16 protein-coding genes (1 of these 16 cut by a window edge) are annotated in these 16625 nt (G+C 48.5%); 7 read left to right on the top strand and 9 right to left on the bottom strand.

Annotated features, from left to right (window positions below; genetic code table 11):
- Positions 1-257, bottom strand: the beginning of a protein-coding gene (locus Enr17x_RS22895; RefSeq protein ID WP_198000753.1) for a redoxin domain-containing protein. The gene continues 1537 nt to the left of window position 1, outside the view; 257 of the gene's 1794 nt are visible here — the first part of the coding sequence; the start codon lies at positions 255-257; its stop codon lies off the left edge, out of view.
- A gap of 208 nt (positions 258-465) precedes the next feature.
- On the opposite strand from Enr17x_RS22895, the gene Enr17x_RS22890 reads away from it, so the two are divergent.
- Positions 466-1392, top strand: a complete 927-nt coding sequence (locus tag Enr17x_RS22890) for a sugar phosphate isomerase/epimerase family protein (RefSeq protein WP_198000752.1) — start codon at positions 466-468, stop codon at positions 1390-1392.
- 64 nt (positions 1393-1456) lie between these two features.
- Here the strand turns inward: Enr17x_RS22890 and Enr17x_RS22885 are convergent, their stop codons facing one another.
- The 3 genes from Enr17x_RS22885 to Enr17x_RS22875 form a co-directional block, all read right to left on the bottom strand.
- Positions 1457-1846, bottom strand: a complete 390-nt coding sequence (locus tag Enr17x_RS22885; RefSeq protein WP_145312006.1) for a nuclear transport factor 2 family protein — start codon at positions 1844-1846, stop codon at positions 1457-1459.
- A 214-nt stretch (positions 1847-2060) separates the two neighbouring features.
- Positions 2061-2606 carry a dihydrofolate reductase family protein gene (locus Enr17x_RS22880; protein WP_145312005.1) on the bottom strand — a complete coding sequence of 182 codons (546 nt, stop codon included), beginning with the start codon at positions 2604-2606 and terminating at the stop codon, positions 2061-2063.
- 16 nt (positions 2607-2622) lie between these two features.
- On the bottom strand, positions 2623-3612 hold the full coding sequence (locus Enr17x_RS22875) for a metallophosphoesterase family protein (RefSeq protein ID WP_145312004.1): 990 nt from the start codon (positions 3610-3612) through the stop codon (positions 2623-2625).
- 364 nt (positions 3613-3976) lie between these two features.
- Here Enr17x_RS22875 and Enr17x_RS22870 point away from each other — a divergent pair, with 364 nt between their 5' ends.
- Positions 3977-4183 (top strand): hypothetical protein, encoded by a 207-nt coding sequence (locus tag Enr17x_RS22870; RefSeq protein WP_145312003.1) that lies wholly within the window; start codon positions 3977-3979, stop codon positions 4181-4183.
- Positions 4184-4225: 42 nt separating this feature from the next.
- Here Enr17x_RS22870 and Enr17x_RS22865 read toward each other — a convergent pair whose 3' ends face one another.
- The 3 genes from Enr17x_RS22865 to Enr17x_RS22855 all read right to left on the bottom strand — a co-directional run bounded on the left by Enr17x_RS22865 (position 4226) and on the right by Enr17x_RS22855 (position 7266).
- Positions 4226-5371 (bottom strand): lactonase family protein, encoded by a 1146-nt coding sequence (locus Enr17x_RS22865; protein ID WP_145312002.1) that lies wholly within the window; start codon positions 5369-5371, stop codon positions 4226-4228.
- An 81-nt stretch (positions 5372-5452) separates the two neighbouring features.
- Positions 5453-5782, bottom strand: coding sequence for a rhodanese-like domain-containing protein (locus Enr17x_RS22860; RefSeq protein ID WP_145312001.1), 330 nt, complete (start codon positions 5780-5782; stop codon positions 5453-5455).
- Between the two features lie 56 nt (positions 5783-5838).
- Entirely contained in the window at positions 5839-7266 is a 1428-nt protein-coding gene (locus Enr17x_RS22855) for a sulfatase family protein (RefSeq protein WP_390622555.1), read from the bottom strand.
- Between the two features lie 288 nt (positions 7267-7554).
- On the opposite strand from Enr17x_RS22855, the gene Enr17x_RS22850 reads away from it, so the two are divergent.
- The 3 genes from Enr17x_RS22850 to Enr17x_RS22840 all read left to right on the top strand — a co-directional run bounded on the left by Enr17x_RS22850 (position 7555) and on the right by Enr17x_RS22840 (position 11404).
- Complete coding sequence (locus tag Enr17x_RS22850) at positions 7555-8874, top strand: Nramp family divalent metal transporter (protein ID WP_145311999.1); 1320 nt, start codon at positions 7555-7557, stop codon at positions 8872-8874.
- 7 nt (positions 8875-8881) lie between these two features.
- On the top strand, positions 8882-10318 hold the full coding sequence (locus tag Enr17x_RS22845; protein ID WP_145311998.1) for a sulfatase-like hydrolase/transferase: 1437 nt from the start codon (positions 8882-8884) through the stop codon (positions 10316-10318).
- 525 nt (positions 10319-10843) lie between these two features.
- On the top strand, positions 10844-11404 hold the full coding sequence (locus tag Enr17x_RS22840; RefSeq protein WP_145311997.1) for a DUF309 domain-containing protein: 561 nt from the start codon (positions 10844-10846) through the stop codon (positions 11402-11404).
- 100 nt (positions 11405-11504) lie between these two features.
- On the opposite strand, the gene Enr17x_RS22835 is transcribed toward Enr17x_RS22840, so the two are convergent.
- Complete coding sequence (locus tag Enr17x_RS22835) at positions 11505-12767, bottom strand: alpha/beta hydrolase (RefSeq protein ID WP_198000751.1); 1263 nt, start codon at positions 12765-12767, stop codon at positions 11505-11507.
- A gap of 272 nt (positions 12768-13039) precedes the next feature.
- Here Enr17x_RS22835 and Enr17x_RS22830 point away from each other — a divergent pair, with 272 nt between their 5' ends.
- Entirely contained in the window at positions 13040-14488 is a 1449-nt protein-coding gene (locus Enr17x_RS22830) for a sulfatase-like hydrolase/transferase (protein WP_145311995.1), read from the top strand.
- A 480-nt stretch (positions 14489-14968) separates the two neighbouring features.
- On the top strand, positions 14969-15409 hold the full coding sequence (locus Enr17x_RS22825; protein ID WP_145311994.1) for a hypothetical protein: 441 nt from the start codon (positions 14969-14971) through the stop codon (positions 15407-15409).
- A gap of 63 nt (positions 15410-15472) precedes the next feature.
- On the opposite strand, the gene Enr17x_RS22820 is transcribed toward Enr17x_RS22825, so the two are convergent.
- Positions 15473-16393, bottom strand: a complete 921-nt coding sequence (locus tag Enr17x_RS22820; protein WP_145311993.1) for an HDOD domain-containing protein — start codon at positions 16391-16393, stop codon at positions 15473-15475.
- Positions 16394-16625: the final 232 nt, after the last annotated feature.

Here is a 16625-nt window from a genome sequence, read left to right as displayed (position 1 = left end):
TGTTCCAGACGCTTCAGTTTCGGCAGATAGCGTTTCACTAACGGGCAGGTTGTATTACAGGCGACGAGAACGAATGCCTTTGGTTCTTTAAAGTCACTCAGCGAGCGTGTCAGGTAGCGAATGTCTTTGAATTGGAGCGTTCCCACATTCGTGCCGATTTTTGTTCTCGGATTCTCTTTCTCAGAAGCAAAAACTAGAGAATGGCAGGTTACTGTGATTAACAATAACATCAACGGCATTCGAGCAGGAAGTTTCATCGGAATTCCATTTTTCAAGTGACGGTTTCGTTTAATGACTGCGTCAGAAGCTTTGAGAGAGTTACCCCGCTTCATGGTTTTTCGTTTCAAAAAAATCGCTGGAGCAGGCATTTCTGGATTTTTGATTTCATCAGTACTCAAAAAAACGTACGATAACAGGCTCCTGCATTCAATGTTGATTGTACAGTATCTGCCTGGAGAAGCAAAAATGAAAATTTCGCGAAGAGAGTTTTTTAATTCGAGCAGCCGTGCATTGATCGTTTCCTGTCTGGGAACGGTTTCACTCAAAGCGGCTTCGAAACCCAAACCGCAGACTGTTAACCCACTCGACAAAGCGTTGGGAATTACAACTTCTTCATTTTCAGGACATATGGCTGCCCAGGCATTAAAAGGGAAAATCACACTACTGGAACTTCCCCGCATTTTACGAAACGAACTCGGGATGAAGGTGATTGACCTGAATACGTCGACTCTGGCGGCAACGGACAAAAAATATCTTGATCAGGTCCGGGCCGCAGCGGACAAGGCGGGGTGCGTTTTAACCAATTTGAAAATGAACCAGCGCAATCTGGATATGAACAGTCCTGATGAAGCGACGCGCACCAAAGCACTGACGACTTACAAAAAGTCCATCGACGTCGCTTCGCACCTGGGGCTGAAATGGGCGCGCCCGTTACCACTTGTAAAACGACCTGATATGAAAATTCATATCGCCAGTTACCGAGAATTATGCGATTACGGAGCAGAACGGAATGTGCAGCTGCTTGTGGAAAATTACGGCTGGATGCAGGACGATCCGGCATCGGTCGTTAAACTGGTGGAAGCCATCGGACACAACGTCGCCGCTTGTCCTGATACCGGGAATTGGGACAGTGATTCGATCCGCTATGCTGGGCTGGAACAGACTTTTCCGATTTCGGTGACTTGTGATTTTAAAGCACGAAATCTGGGCCCGCAGGGAGAGCATCCGTTATACGATCTCAAACGCTGTTTCGAGATTGGCTGGAATGCCGGCTTTCGCGGCCCTTGGTGCTTTGAGCATGCCAACAAGGATCGCAAGGCATTGTTTCGCGAACTGACCCTGTTACGTGAGATGCTGGAAGGATGGATGAAAGATGCAGCAAAGGACTCTTAAAAAGAAAGAGACCGTTTACTTCCAGGATTTCAATCAGAGTTAGATGCTTTCGAATGTGAAGGATTCAAGGAAGCGGGGTTTCCTGGTACGAAACTTCAATCCAGTTCCCTTTGCGTTTGATCCAGCACTCGACAATCTGCACATGTTTCGCGAGCTGCTTACCTTCGAAGGTGCCTTCGATATTGGCTTCGTAGGTGATCAGGGCCGAGCGGGGCGTGGTGTGAATGATCGTTATTTTACCTGTCTTAAAGAGACTCAGTTTGAGTTCCGGTAGGGCTTTCAGTTGATCTTCCTGATTGAAAAACTGATACGCGGGAGAAATCGATATGTGCCGAGGATCGGTCATTTTGCGAATCGTTTCTTTATCCCGATTTGAAAACGCTTCATCCAGTATTTTGACCGCTTTTAAGAGTTCCGCGTCGGCTTCTGATGACTTGTTTTCGGCGAATACCATAATATTTGTGAAAACTCAGAAGACGACTGCGAGGGTTGCATAGCGAAGAGTCATGCGAGTTCCTTTCCAATGAATCAAAATCGGGGAAGTGAGTTCAATCGGACCATCCTCAACAGAGGTTCGAGATGGAAATCACTATAGTTTCTGAGTGACTCATGAGGGAAGATGAAATACGCGGAATTCACTTCAAATTAAAAAATGGAGAATAGGCCAATTAATATTCCAGCTCGTATTCGCTTTGCACGAATCCATTTTCAAATGTGCGGGTATTGATGTGACGCAGTTTGCGATCGTTATCGACAGGCCCAAACAAAGGAATACCGCTGCCAATGAGAACTGGAATGCGGGTGATGATCATGTCCTGTATGAGTCCCGCATTGAGAAAACTCTGAATGGTTTTTCCACCATCGATGTAGGCACGTTGATATCCCTTTTCAGAAAGCTGCTGAATCAGTTCAGCGGGAGAGGAAGTGGATGATTCCACTGTCGCTGGTAAGTCGTTGGGGATTTGAAGAGGCTGACTGCTGAGTACAATTACCTGCTTCTCGCTGTAAGGCCATTCAATTTCAAAGGACAGAACCGTTTCAAAAGTTTTGCGACCCATGATCAGAACATCGACCGAATCCATGAACTCGTGATATCCAAAATCTTCTTCACTTTGCTCGCTGGTACCATCACTGCCAGGCAGCCAGTCCAGGTTGCCATTTTCACGGGCAATAAAACCATCCAGACTGGTGGCGATATAGACTGAGACTCGCACGGTTGACTCCACTTTTTTATAAATCAGCGTCAGGTTGAATTGGTGGTTGTTCCTGCGCGACGGAATAATCGCGTTCCTCAATGGGGGGGTGACCCAGCGGACCGAAGGTGCCGAATTCTTCGCATTGGTCATTCCCCCGAATGTAGGTCACGTCAATGCCTGAGTCTGTGACATCACAGCGGTGAAAGCCGAAACTGGTATCTGCTTCAGGCCAGCGTTCGGACAGTTGTCCCGTGTTGCCTGCTGCCTGTGTGCGGTAGAGCCGAATTCCGTCGATGTGTTGGACAGGGCGTCCTGTATGAACATGACCGCAGAACAGAATTTCCACATTCGATGCTTTGAGAATTTCCCATAAACGTTGTCGATGAGGCGGATCAATCGAGAAATACCAGTTGTCATACTGATCGCCGTCCGTCAGATCCCAGGCCGGTTCATCGGGATGTTCCATGAATGGCCAATAGTGCATGACGGCGACATGGTGTTTAGACGCGGGCAGGTCGGGCAGCCGTTCCAGCATTCGCCAGAAGCGTGCTTCGTGAGGCAGCCCTGTTCCCGCGACGGCGGCATAAAAGCCGGTAAAACGTATATCACGATGCAGGAATGACCATTGCAGGGGGCCAAAATAATTGCTGAACAGGTCGAGACGTTTGGCCGTCATGTTCAGATCGGGGTCGTTCCAGCCAAGCCCCTTCGGATCCCAGCGATGCTTGACACCTGTTTGTGAGGCATGTTTGTTGCCGACATCCATATTGCCGGGGATGATAAAGGTGGGGAAAGGGAGCGTGTCCAGATCTTCGCGAGCCTGTTGATATTCGAATTCGTGCGTGTCGCCGTCGCGTGTCAGGTCGCCGCCGTGTAGTAGCAGATCGGCGTCGATTTCCGACATCTGCTGTTTAATCGCTGCCCAGCGTTTATTAATGGCGGGGCGGAACCGGTAGGAACGCGCGGTTCCCATATGACTGTCGTTGACATGGAGAAACGTCCATTGATTGACTGGGGAATTCATGGTGGGCCTGTTTCAAAAGTGATTTATACTTCAGTCATCAGCGCGCGTGATTGATTTGAGAAAGTGACGAATCGAACCAGGCTACAGTTCATTTCGCCTCTTTCAAATCTCATCCTAAACTCAGGCAGGCGAAAGAGGCAACCGAAGGTAAGCAATTTTGTCTAATGAGAAACTTCTTATCGAAACATTAACACCAGTGTAATTGACGGCGTTTCATAGTATTCGAGATGAAATCGTCCAATTTGCTCTTGCAAGGGATAGGACCAGCGATCAACAATACGGGCGAAGTAACTCAAACATCATCACAAGTCATACTGTTTGTTTGGCTCAAGTGATCACATCATAAATAAGGAATGGGTTAATTATGGTTTGCACACACTTAAAAGAACTGTATCAGTTTTGCGAAGAGAAACAATTAAAGCTGGCCGGACCTGAATTGATTCACATCGTCTGCAAACAGTGTGACGAAGAAGAGACTTGTCCTTCGATGCTGATGGATCAATACGATTCTAAACACGGGAATGACGAAGACGAAACGAATTCCCGGGTAGACGCCGATCCGTCCGCCTGATTTCCAGTTTGTGAATATCGTCGTTCCAGTGATTGACTGGTTTTAGCGAATCAAGATGCAGGACGGGCTGGGAATGGAAATGGGGTCTCCCACGGGGGTCAGCTTGCCGGTTTCATCGTTGATATGAAATACGACCACATTATTGCCGGGCATATTGGCACAGAGCAGGAATTTGCCGTTTGCGCTGATGGCCAGATTTTGTGGTCCTTTGCCGAGACTGGGTTCGATTTCTAACAGGCTTAGCTTTCCTTGGTCATCAATTTTATAAGCGACGATGCTGTCATGTCCCCGATTGGTGCCATATAGAAAACGGCCATCGGGTGTGATTTTCAAGTCGGCACAATGGCTCGTGCCTTTGAAGTCTTCGGGCAGCGTGGAAATGGTCTCCTGCTCAATCAGAGTGCCGATTTTCGGATCATAGTCGAATGCTGTGACAGAGTTCTTTAACTCGTTAATAGCGTAGAGATGTTTTTCATCAGGGTGAAACGTCAAATGCCGCGGGCCAGCACCAGGGATTGTTCTGACAAAGGGTTGCAGGCTGGGTGTAAGTTTGGCTGTTTTGGAATCGAGCTGATAAGCCATGATTTTATCAAGGCCCAGATCAGCGGCGAAAACAAACTTCTGATCGGGGCTGATCACGCTGCAATGCGCGTGTGGTTCTTTCTGACGTTTGGGATCAACACTGGAGCCGGTATGTTGAGCGAATGTGGCGGCTTCTCCTAAAGAACCATCTTTTTTAACCGGCAGAGAAGCAACACTACCGGTTGAGTAATTGGCGACAACAACCGCCTTGCCTGATTTATCGATATCCAGATAACAGGATGCCGTTCCCAGAGAAGACTGTCGATTCAATAATTTTAATTTTCCAGTACGATCCTGTAGTTCGTAGGCAGCCACGTATTCGTGGTCTTTACCTCCGAATTTTCCCGGTGCATGAATCGAATACAGGTATTTGTTATCGGGTGAAACGGCCAGGAAAAAGGGATGTTCCACATCGGTGTTCCGTTCGACCTGTTTTAATGCTCCGGTTAAGGGATTGAATTCAAAGGCGTGAATGGCCCCTTTTTCTCCGGGTGCAAACGCCGAGATGAAGACCAGCGGTTTCTCAAACGCGATAGCCTGTGTTGCATTGCTGAAGACCATGCCTGCCATTACCGGAAACAAATACAATAGCTGCTCGTATGACATGCTTAACTCCCAAAGTAGAGATCAAAGTGGATTAATCAAAGCGGTTCAAAAATTATATCAAGCCGATTTTACTGCCGCCATTCAATATCGCGTTTTGGAATCATCAATCTCGCAGGACCAGGCATCGATGCCTCCTTGCATGCTTTTAACGTTTGTGAAACCTTCCTGCTGCAACCAGGCGGTGACTTGCAGGCTGCGCATCCCGTGATGACAGTAGACAACAATTTCCGCCTCGCGATGTTCGTCCAGTTCAGAAACCCGCTGTTGAATTACGCTCATGGGAAGTAAGCGGCACTCCGAGATATGGACGAGGTTATATTCATCCTGCTCCCGGCAGTCGAGCAATACAAAAGGATGGTTGGTGTCGAGTTTCTGCTTGACTGTCTGACAGTCGATTTCCAGGGAATGCATCAGGTGGCTTTCGGAATGTTTTTACTTAGGTGATTGTCTCAAAGCTGTCTTTGCGATTATTTAGTGGAAGTGGTATTCAGTGTGGGGGGAACGGGGTTTTCAATTTTACCCGCGGAACGCTGGTTGACGCCGGGACGATTCGTGTCTCCCAGATCCGCTCGTCCTTTTTCAGCCAGAGCCATCAATTCCTTGACAATTTCCGGGTGCTGAGCAGCGACGCTGTGTTCTGAGCTGATGTCGGTTTCCACATTGAATAACAGTGGTTTTGAACCCTCTCCCTTTTTGAAGTGAGGGTGTCGGCTGAATTCCTTTAAGGGTACGAATAATTTCCAGGGGCCTTTTCGCACGGCCTGCAGTTGTTCCATCGCATAATAATAAAAGACGTGATAAGGCGTTTTTGCACCGGATTTACCCTCAATTAAAGGGCGAATGTCATGCCCGTCAATGATACGATCTGAGGGAACGGTTCCACCAGCAAGTAATGCAAAGGTCGGCAAAAGATCCATGGTGGTTGCCAGTTCATTGCATACCGTTCCTGCGGGAACGGTGCCAGGCCACCACATGATTGTAGGAACACGGAAGGCGCCCTCGGCAGTGGTATAGCCGCGACCGTTAAGCGGCTTGTTGGTGCCTCGCGCTGTGCTGTTCATATCTTTTGCCATCGGAGAGCCATTGTCTGACGTCCAGATCACCAGCGTGTTCTCATCGATTCCGAGCTCGACCAGCTTGTCTAGAAGTTGTCCGGTCGACCAGTCGAGCTCTTCGATACTGTCTCCCCAAGGACCACTTTTACTCTTACCCCGGAAGGCTTCGCTGGCGAACGGCTTGCTCGTACTGCCGGGCATTGCTTGCGGGAAATAGAGAAGGAACGGATGGTCTTTATTCTGTTCGATAAACTCGACTGCTTTTTCGGTGTAATCTTTGGTTAGCAGATTGCGGTCGACTCCAGCTTTGATGACTTTGTCATTGAGCATTACGGGCAGGGGAGGCCAGCGGTTGCCGTCCAATCGATCGCCGATCCGTTTTCCGACCGCCTGGGTCATATCGTCGCTGTAGGGAATGCCGTAAAAATAATCAAAGCCCTGCTTGGTGGGCAGGAAAGGCTGCTGATCACCCAGATGCCACTTTCCAATCATGCCAGTTGTGTAACCTTGTTTTTTCAAGACTTCGGCGACCGTGATTTCTTCCGGGTTTAAACCGTAGGGGGAAATCGGCCGCAGCACCTGGCCGTCGCGCGGATTCCAGTGCATGCCCACCCGTTGGGAATAACAGCCGGTCATAATTGAAGCCCGCGATGGAGTGCAGACACCCGCGGTGACACAGAAATGAGTAAACTTGCGTCCTTCTCGCGCCATTCGGTTCAAGCAGGGGGTGCGGTTGACTGTGGAGCCGAACGGCTCAATATCACCGTAGCCGAGATTATCACAGAAGATGACAATGAAGTTCGGTTGCTTTGCTTTTGGTGCGGCAGACACCGACTCCATGAAGAACCCTGAAAGCAACCCCGTCAGGCAGAAGACGTTCAGAAAAAATTTCACGAGACCATCCTTATACAACATTTCTTAATGTGACGCCGAGCAGCTGATTGAAACTGGAGCTCCCTTTTTAAAAGGGCAGACCAAAATCCTATCTTAAATAGTACAACGGCTGTTTCCAAAATAAAACCGGACAAACTGCGAATTGGATTGTGTAACGCAGCCAGATTCGCATAATAAATAACACATGTGTTTATCTGGCCTACTCTGAGTGACACCAAAAGGATACCCGGTAACGTGAGTGAAGAACAAGCAACGAGCGTCAGGCCACACTGGTGGCAGCGGATTGGTCCTGGTTTAGTTACTGCCTGTGTGGTGATTGGGCCTGGTAGTATTTTGACCAGTTCCAACCTGGGAGCAAAAGAAGGCTACAGCATGATCTGGGTCGTTCTGATCTCCGTCATCTTTATGCTGGTTTATACTTCACTGGGTGCCAAGCTGGGGACGGTGACCAATGAATCGACGTGTACCCTGCTGGCGAAAACCGTGGGCAGGCCGTTAACGATTTTAATTGGTTGTGGCGTATTTTTCATTTCCGCCGCTTATCAGTTTGGGAATAACCTGGGGGTCCATTCGGCAATCGAGACTTATACTAATCTGAAATACGGGATTGTGTTTTTCAATGCCATTTCGATTGCGTTTCTGTTCGGCTTTAAGAACTTGTATAAACTGGTTGAACGGTTGATGTCCGTCTTCGTCGGGTTAATGTTGCTTTCGTTTGCGATCAACCTCATTTTTGCCAAGCCGAATCTGATGGAAATGGCGGAGGGGGTGATCCCCGGATACGGGGGGGGCGGTCTGGATTCGATTCTCAATATTTCTCTGTTGGGACTGATCGGCACGACATTCGTGATCACTGCTGCCTTCTATCAGTCTTATCTGGCCCGATTCAAAGGCTGGAAGGTTGCCGATCTGAAAGATGGCCGCATCGATTCCTGTATCAGTGCGACAATCATGGCGTTGATAACCATTATGCTCATGTCCACCGCAGCCGCCGAACTCCGCGGTCAGCAATTGAATAGCGTTGCCGATGTGGGAAATGCCTTGCAGCCGTTGTTTGGCGACAAAGGTCAGATTCTGTTCTGTATCGGCCTGTTCTCTGCTGCCTATTCTTCCTTCATCGTGAATTCCATGATCGGCGGCTTTATTCTGTCTGACAGTCTCGGTCTGGGCGGAACGCCGCAAGATAAATCCACGCGCATAATGACGGCAGCGGTTTTACTCATCGGGATGTTCGTCGCGATGTATGTTATTGAGTCGGGAACGAAACCTGTTGTGGCGATCGTAGCGGCACAAGCAGTGACAGTGGTCGCTGCTCCCCTGGCAGCAGGGGCGCTCTTGTTATTAACGAGCAGTAAGAAAGTAATGGGCGAACATCGTAATGGGCCCGTCATGAATATATTGGCGGGCATCGGTTTTCTGTTACTGTTGGGCATGGCCTGGTATATCGCGACACAGAAAGTGATTCCTCAGATTCAGAAAATGCGAGCAGAATCAACGGCCATGATTCAAGTCGAACCTGCAGAAATGAAACTCGCAACCCAAAATAAGAACTGAAAGTCTTATGAAACGTCTGATTCAAACCGGCTGTATTGTGTTTTGTCTGTTGACGCTGAATCTGCCGCAGCTGGCGGCAGCAGAGAAAACAGACACACGACCGAATATCATTTTCATTCTGCTCGATAATGTCGGTAAGGACTGGTTTCGCTGTTATGGTAGTGAAGAAAACCAGACGCCGACGATTGATCATCTGGCTTATACCGGACTACGGTTTCGCAATTGTTATGTAACGCCGGTCTGCAGTACGACGCGGCACATGTTGCTGACAGGCCGCTATCCCTTCCGCTCCGGTTGGCATACTCACCACGATCCGGCGATTTACGGAGGGGGCTATTTCGACTGGAACCGTGAGGTCTGTTTTGCCCGCATCTTGAGGGACGCCGGTTATAACACTTGCATCTCCGGGAAATGGCAGATCAATGACTTATTTGATCCGGAACAGAAAGATGCGCTCATCAAGCATGGCTTTCAGGAATACTGCATCTTTCCTGAAGGCAAGAAAGGGCACCCCGCACACAAAAAACGCTATTGGGATCCGTACGTCATTCAGAACGGCAAACGACTGGTTACGAAAGGCAAATTCGGTCCTGATATTTTCACAGACTATCTCATTGAATACATGAAGACACATCGCGATAAGCCGTTCTGCGCTTACTATTCTGCGATCCTCACGCATATCCCCGTCGTGCATACGCCACATAATCTGGGGAAAGAGTTAACGCCGCGCGAACAATTTGCCGGCATGCTGAATTATTCCGATCACTTAATCGGTCGTCTGGTCAAAGCGATGGACGAGCTGGGCATTCGCGATAATACAATTTTGTTTATCGTTCCCGACAATGGTACCGACAACGGAACTGATCAGAATGCGGAGCAGAGTCTGGGAGGCCGCATCAACGGGCGCATTTCTGGTGAGGGAATTTATTCTCTCAAAGAGCAGGGCATCAACATGCCTCTCATCGTGAACTGCCCTAAACTGGTAGGGTCAGAGCGGATCAGCGATGACCTGATCGATGTTTCGGATATTCTGCCGACGCTGGTGGATCTGGCTAAGGCGCCGCTTCCTGAAGGAGTCACCATTGACGGGCGATCATTCGCTCCCCAGATTCTAAATCAGAGTCTCAAAGAACCCTGGCGTCCCTGGTGTTTGACTCAATATTACAAGCAGCGGGTTGTGCGAGATCAAAGATTCAAGCTCTATTCATCCTGCGAATTCTATGACCTGTCCGAAGATCCTCTGGAGCAGCATGACCTGGCAGACTCCGATCGCTTGCGAACCGCAGGTGAGAGTCTGGAGTCCTACAGACAGCTGAAACGTGTACTGGATTCGCTGCCGGATAACAGCAAGCTTCCCTGGGAGTTTCGCAGTATCTCTGCTCGAAAGATACGAGCAGAAGAGGCCCGTCAGAAAGCGGAAGAGGGGGCTGCTTCAAAGCCGTGAGGCCAGCTTGCGGCGGACCCCATACCACAGTGAGGTTGAGTGGTGTAAGCCATTTCAGTAAAAAGACTTTCAGCGTTTCTATTGGTACTCTCTCAGGGCATTGGGGCTCTACTTTCATTTCTATTTCACCTGATTAGAACCAGGAAAGGGTGAAATTCGTGAAAATACTCCAAATTATAAAATCTGCTCTTTATGTTCGATAATGCTCGTATATGATGGCTTCCTAAGGCTTGTTAAACAGACGATGACCGTTTGTTTTTCAGTTTCCTGCCCCCTTTGCTCAATACTGCATTGGTTTAAATGTTGTTACTTGAGCCGATTACGAGCCACCCTAAAGAGAGAGGGCGGAGCCCCAGTTAAATGAGGTTTAGCGCTATCGTTACGGAACCTCTTACTAATAAATAAGTTAGATTTACTCTGACATAACGTTTTTGATCGAAATGATCGTCGTACTTAAACTGAGTGACGATGATCTGTGAGTCGATTGTCCTAAGCTAGTAAAAGAGAAATTGGAGATTTTAAAGGATGGTTTATCCTGTTGCTGATGTTGTGCGTTTATTACCTTCGTCCCGGTTGCCGGAATATACTTTTGTTCCCAGCAAGAACTTGCCGCATCCTTATCGCGATCCTAAGGGACACAGCTATGGTAACAAACCCAAACCTCCTAAGGCATTGACTGAGGAAAACTGGGTCGAGCATCGTAATTATTTGAACGCCATTGATTATTTCAACTTGGGATTCTACTGGGAAGCCCACGATGAATGGGAGCGTCTGTTACGCGTTTGCGGTCCCGATTCGATTCCCGGCCGGTTCTTAAAAGGACTGGTGAAGCTGTCCGCCGCTGGAATCAAAGTTCGGGAAGGTAGTATTCACGGCGTCCGACGTCATGCCGCTTCAGCCGGTGAAGTCTTTGCCGATGTCGCTGCCGAATCCAACGCCGACCATTACTGCGGGCTGGAATTGACCAAGCTGCAGTTTGCCGCGGATCGTGCTGCTCAACTGCGTTATCCCGACGATTTAACACTGGGCGAACCAATTCGCGTGTTCCCATTCTTGTTGGAACCGGAGCCGTTTCCCCTCGGTTAATTTGAATCAGCCCTAAGGCGGCTCTATTGATTCAGAGAGCACACAGAGAACGATATTCTTTCTTTGTGTGCTCTTTTTTATAATGCTGAAAAGAGTCGGCTTAGCGAAATGTACCGCGGATCGCGCGTCCCAGAAGGCTGCGTTTACTCTGGAACTTCCAGGCGAGGTTCTCCAGTAAAGAACGCAGTCCACGTTTGCTGACGGGGACTCCCTGAAAGACCTGTTTCACGTCGCCTAAAACAGAAACATTGTCGGCATGGTAAGAGTGTCCCAATGCAAACAGATTGGTATCGATGTCAGAAGCATCAACGACATTGATCTGTTTATATTTCGGGAAGACGGTCAGATAAGAGCCCCCTTCTCCCAGTCGTTGATGCCAGAACGAATTGGCGACACGAGAAGCTTTTAATGCCAGGTCATCCGAAGAAGAATATATGGTAAAGCGATTCGCGGTCTGAACAATATGGGGGGCGATCGAATCTTTGAAAATCTGTGCATCAATATCTGGGGCAGTCAGAATCACTTCGTTAAACAACGGCTGGGTTTCTCCGGAAGCAACCAGCTTTTGTGAAATGTTCTTCAATGCACGCGACAAGACCCGGTTCCCCATGCTATGTGCAATCAGATGAATTTTCCGCGCTTCCGATTCATAGGCAATCGCTTCGACAAACAGGGTCACATTCTCTTCACACCACTGTGCAGTGCGGGCATCCTCTTTGTAGGCCCAGAGTGAGCCTTTTGCCTGGGAAGGCCAGCTATACATCAAGGGGGCACCCTTGAATTTCAAGTCATACGCAATTTGTGCAGTACGGCGGGCGGCATCTTCAAACGAATTATTATAGCCGTGGATAAAGATGAATGCTTCGCCACCCGTACTGACTTTTCCCTCGGGAGTCTGTTCGACTTCAATCGAGTTCTGAATTGTTTCGCGCAGGGACGCCACAAACTCGGACCCGGATGCCGGTTCGACTGACTTCAATACGACATGCTTGTCCGGATTTTCCCGGAATTCCAGCTTCCAGATTTTAGGCGATTCCAGTTTCCCTTCCTGGTGATTCTTTGGAATGCTTACATCACAGAAACCGAGTGACAGGTTGGCTCGTTCTGCACCAAAAAATTCTTTCGGACGAGTCGAACCAGTCAGGTTGCGATCCGTGCCATAGAACACACGGACGGTTTCATGTTTTTGTTTTCCAGTCACATTCTGGTCTGGTACTGAGCCAGCCTGTTCCTTTGCCGCTTCAGGCATTGGGCTTTCTGTCTGTTGTGGTGCTTGTTCAGGTTTGGCTCCTTTATCGCCACCACAGCCGGTCAGGGTGAGTCCCATCAATGCCAAAATAAAGAAGAATTTTGAAGCGTTCATCATGCATCCTTGCAGAGTGAAGCAGTTCCCGTTGCGCTAATCGGTCTGTAAGATGTGAAAAATAGTGGATATGACCGTTTGGCTCAAGATGGAATCGAGGACCAATCACCCCTCGTTTGGGCTCTGTTTTCGCTCTGGAGCAACTCGCACCTCTTCAAGCATTCCTTGGTTTACTTTGGATTCTCGTGCCTATATGCTGAAGGAATCGAGTTTCCACGTTCTAACTTCTTGCGTTGAATATAGTGCTCCCCTTCAAACAGGAATCGATTTTGATGGCCATTCCAAGAATCATCGTCTGTCTCGTCTGCCTGATCCTCTGCTCTCAGCAGACCCTCATCGCGGCAGAAACAAAAGCAAAACCGAACTTCATCGTAATTTTTGCCGATGATTTGGGTTATGGAGATCTGGAATGTTTCGGCCACCCCAAGTTTAAAACTCCAAATCTCAATCGAATGGCGGCAGAGGGCGCCCGCCTGACTCAGTTCAATGTGCCAGTGCCTTATTGTGCTCCCTCGCGTGCGACTCTATTGACGGGCCGCTATCCCTGGCGGCATGGCGTCTGGTTTAACCCGGCTCCTGATGGAGGCCGGTTTCGTAGTGGGGTGGGAATCGCCGACAGCGAAGTTCTGCTGAGTGAAAAATTAAAACAGAATGGTTATGCGACCATCTGTATCGGCAAATGGCATTTGGGGCACGACCCACAATATTATCCTACGCGGCACGGCTTCGATGACTATCTGGGAATTCTGTATTCGAATGACATGCGCCCCGTCAATTTGATCAAAGGGGAGGAGATCCTCGAATACCCGGTCATACAGGCGAATCTGACGAAACGTTATACGGACCGTGCGGTGGAATTCATTCGTGAAAATCAGAAGCGACCTTTCTTTCTCTATCTGCCTCATGCCATGCCGCACAAACCGCTGGCCGCGTCTGAAGCGTTCTACAAAAAGAGTGGGGCAGGGTTATACGGCGATGTGATCGCCGAGCTGGATTGGAGTGTAGGTGAGATCTTTAAAACGCTCAAGGAACTGGATTTGGATGAGAATACGTTCGTCATTTTTACCTCGGATAACGGTCCCTGGTTTGGCGGCCATACGGCGGGGCTCTCCGGAATGAAGTCGACGAGTTGGGAAGGGGGGCTGCGGGTACCGATGATCGCACGCTGGCCGGGGAAAATTCCCAAAGGGCAAGTCATCGATACCAACTGCGGTTCAATTGATATTTTTCCCACCATCTTGAAACAGGCGGGCATCCCACTACCAACGGATCGGGTCATTGATGGAAAGGATTTGTTTCCCGTCCTGACAGAGCAGGCGAAGACTCCTCATGAAGCTCTGTATTCAATGAAAGGGAACTTCCTGTTTACCGTTCGCAGTGGTCCCTGGAAACTGCATGTGAAACAATCGCCGCGTCAGCTTCTGGCCAATCAGGGGAAAGACTGGATTGATCCGCGCGGCCCTGATGGTGTGACGATCATTGCCCCTTATGAACAGGCCATGCCCGATCAGCCACCCGGACTGTTAACCGGAGATCAACCTGGGCCGATGATGTTGTTCAATCTTGAAGACGATCCGGGGGAGCAGCACAATGTTGCAAAGCAGAATCCGCAGGTCGTGGCGCGATTGAAGAAATTGTACGATCAAATGCAGACTCAGGTTCCTGATTCCATTCGCAATTTCAATCAAAAGCCGAAGAAAAAGGCGGCATCTTCAAGGTAAATTCATCTGCGAATCATCACGGGAATTATCCTGATTTTTTATTTACACTTTCTTGTTTGTACAGTCTTGTACTTTTAGCTGTTAGGTTTTTTGCCCTCAAACGTCTCCTCTGGCTCCTGCTTCGTGTTGCCAAAATCCAACGCTTACCGTCTGCTGTTCGTATATATGATTAGTAATTGCAGCAGAGCATAAAGGCTTGATACTTCAGAGTCTTTCCACATTCAGACCTGTCGTGATGTCTTTTTACACCATACGTTGTTCCGATGTAGAAAAAACACAACAGTCCCTGTTAAGAGAAGATGAATCTGATAAGAGTGAATAATTCTTAAGTCTCTTTCTATCAGTGGTTTATCGGTTTTGTAAATGGGAAGTTAACGATTCGGAACAAAAATGGCCCGCTCTTTGCGTCTATTCAATCTTCTTAACAGTTCACTGTTCAACAGCATTGATACTCTACAAGCAGAAAGAGAGAACGACAGCATGGCATCAAAACGCGATCGAATGAGCGTCTATGTGCGTGAAGGAGTGACTGTTCTGGATTTCGGAACAATGGAAATCTGGGACGGAGCGGATCTGGCCTTGCTGCGTGAAACATTGACCCGTCTGGTCGATAAAGAAAAATGTAAATCGATTGGTGTTGAACTGACGTTTGTAAAATACATTCCCAGCGGCTTCTTCGGGATGCTTTATGATCTCTATGAAAAAGGGATCGCGGTCACGCTTTATAGTCCGCAACCGAACGTGGCCAGCATGCTCTGGTTCAAACAGTTTTGTCAGCACACCGAGGACGGTCGCTATCTATTGAAAAGTGATATGGCCTGCGATCAGGAAAAGCCAACCGAAGAGCAAATTCAAGCAGAGAAAGAAAAGTGGGAAAAAAGCCTGAAACAATCGAGTGATTATTCCACGACTGCTTCCTAAGGAAATCGATCATTGGTTGCAGGCTTGGTCAGACATTCGTGGACCGTTTTTTTGCCTCAGCCTTTATTCGTTCTCAACCAGCACAGCGTGCTTTTCCAGACGGTTTTTGAGAGAGAGATAATTACTCGCAGCCGTCGATTCTTCTCTAAGTTCGGCGTCAATCTTCTCTGCGATCTCAAACAGATTGAACGCATCCCAGGCTTCGTTTAGCGCTAAGAGTTGATTTAATCCGTTCGGATCCTGTCGCAGTGGATCAGGAATCAACGACGAGACGGCAACCGCGGCAGCGGGGGTTTTCCCCAGTTTCTCGTCTGTCAGCAATTTCAGACCTTCATGGTGCAGGTAGACAGAGCAAATCAGGTCATCCGGGAATGACCAGTCCAGCATCACATTGGCGGCAGCTGCACAATGGTCCCAGCTGAAATGTCTGCGTTCGTAATCTTTCAAAAGACAGGGATCGTTATCCTGGTTGATCGTGAACTGCAGATAAAGGTCGAAAAGTTCTTTCGATAAGACCGGCAATAAAAAATCCTGCAGCATGGCTGCGGAAAATGCCACGTCGGGATCGACTTTCATCAGCCGCGCCACTTCTCGGGCTGTTAAAGCGCGTTCCAGATTTGTACTCCAGAAGTTCGGCAGATTGATCAACTTTGAGTCATTGCTCGACATCGCCTGCTTCAAACCGGTGGTGACCAGAAAGAGCTTAGTCGATCGAATTCCCAACAATGTGATTGTTTGTTGAATCGAGGATACTTTGCGGCGTAATCCGAACGCGCTGGAATTGACCATCCGTAACAACTCGCAAGAAATTCCAGCATCTGTTTCGATGATTTTACTGAGCTCTTTCGGAGTCGACTTGGGATCTTCCGCTTTGCGCGAAAATTCCATCACGGCTTTTGGCAACATCGGAAGTTTGATTGTAGAAGGAAGTGGACTTTGCTTTCCTTCACCGATCAGTTCTTTGCGTAATTTGGTCCAGTCCATTCATTTGCCCTCAGTATCATTCTGCGAAAATGAGACAGCCTGCCCTCGCTTTCATTTTAGATTCGCTTACAGACAGCCTAAAGAAATCGTCACTGTGATTGACTGTCAGGAAGTGAGCTTCGAGTCAGGATTCATCTCGCTAAGTTGGCTCTAATCATATTGAAAGCTTAGCTTAAAGATTCCTGCGGTGAGCGGGACTTTTTGTACAATTTTTCGTTCTGGGAGTCTGTCA

The sequence above is a fragment of the Gimesia fumaroli genome, from assembly GCF_007754425.1.
Classification (GTDB): Bacteria; Planctomycetota; Planctomycetia; order Planctomycetales; family Planctomycetaceae; genus Gimesia; species Gimesia fumaroli.
Note: the sequence above shows the minus strand (reverse complement) of the source record. Positions and strands in the feature narration are given on the sequence as shown.

Coding starts and splice junctions, on each gene's coding strand:
- Enr17x_RS22890 (WP_198000752.1), top strand. CDS start 466: ATGAAAATTTCGCGAAGAGAGTTTTTTAATTCGAGCAGCCGTGCATTG.
- Enr17x_RS22885 (WP_145312006.1), bottom strand. CDS start 1,846: ATGGTATTCGCCGAAAACAAGTCATCAGAAGCCGACGCGGAACTCTTA.
- Enr17x_RS22875 (WP_145312004.1), bottom strand. CDS start 3,612: ATGAATTCCCCAGTCAATCAATGGACGTTTCTCCATGTCAACGACAGT.
- Enr17x_RS22870 (WP_145312003.1), top strand. CDS start 3,977: ATGGTTTGCACACACTTAAAAGAACTGTATCAGTTTTGCGAAGAGAAA.
- Enr17x_RS22865 (WP_145312002.1), bottom strand. CDS start 5,371: ATGTCATACGAGCAGCTATTGTATTTGTTTCCGGTAATGGCAGGCATG.
- Enr17x_RS22860 (WP_145312001.1), bottom strand. CDS start 5,782: ATGCATTCCCTGGAAATCGACTGTCAGACAGTCAAGCAGAAACTCGAC.
- Enr17x_RS22855 (WP_390622555.1), bottom strand. CDS start 7,266: ATGGAGTCGGTGTCTGCCGCACCAAAAGCAAAGCAACCGAACTTCATT.
- Enr17x_RS22845 (WP_145311998.1), top strand. CDS start 8,882: ATGAAACGTCTGATTCAAACCGGCTGTATTGTGTTTTGTCTGTTGACG.
- Enr17x_RS22840 (WP_145311997.1), top strand. CDS start 10,844: ATGGTTTATCCTGTTGCTGATGTTGTGCGTTTATTACCTTCGTCCCGG.
- Enr17x_RS22835 (WP_198000751.1), bottom strand. CDS start 12,767: ATGAACGCTTCAAAATTCTTCTTTATTTTGGCATTGATGGGACTCACC.
- Enr17x_RS22830 (WP_145311995.1), top strand. CDS start 13,040: ATGGCCATTCCAAGAATCATCGTCTGTCTCGTCTGCCTGATCCTCTGC.
- Enr17x_RS22825 (WP_145311994.1), top strand. CDS start 14,969: ATGGCATCAAAACGCGATCGAATGAGCGTCTATGTGCGTGAAGGAGTG.
- Enr17x_RS22820 (WP_145311993.1), bottom strand. CDS start 16,393: ATGGACTGGACCAAATTACGCAAAGAACTGATCGGTGAAGGAAAGCAA.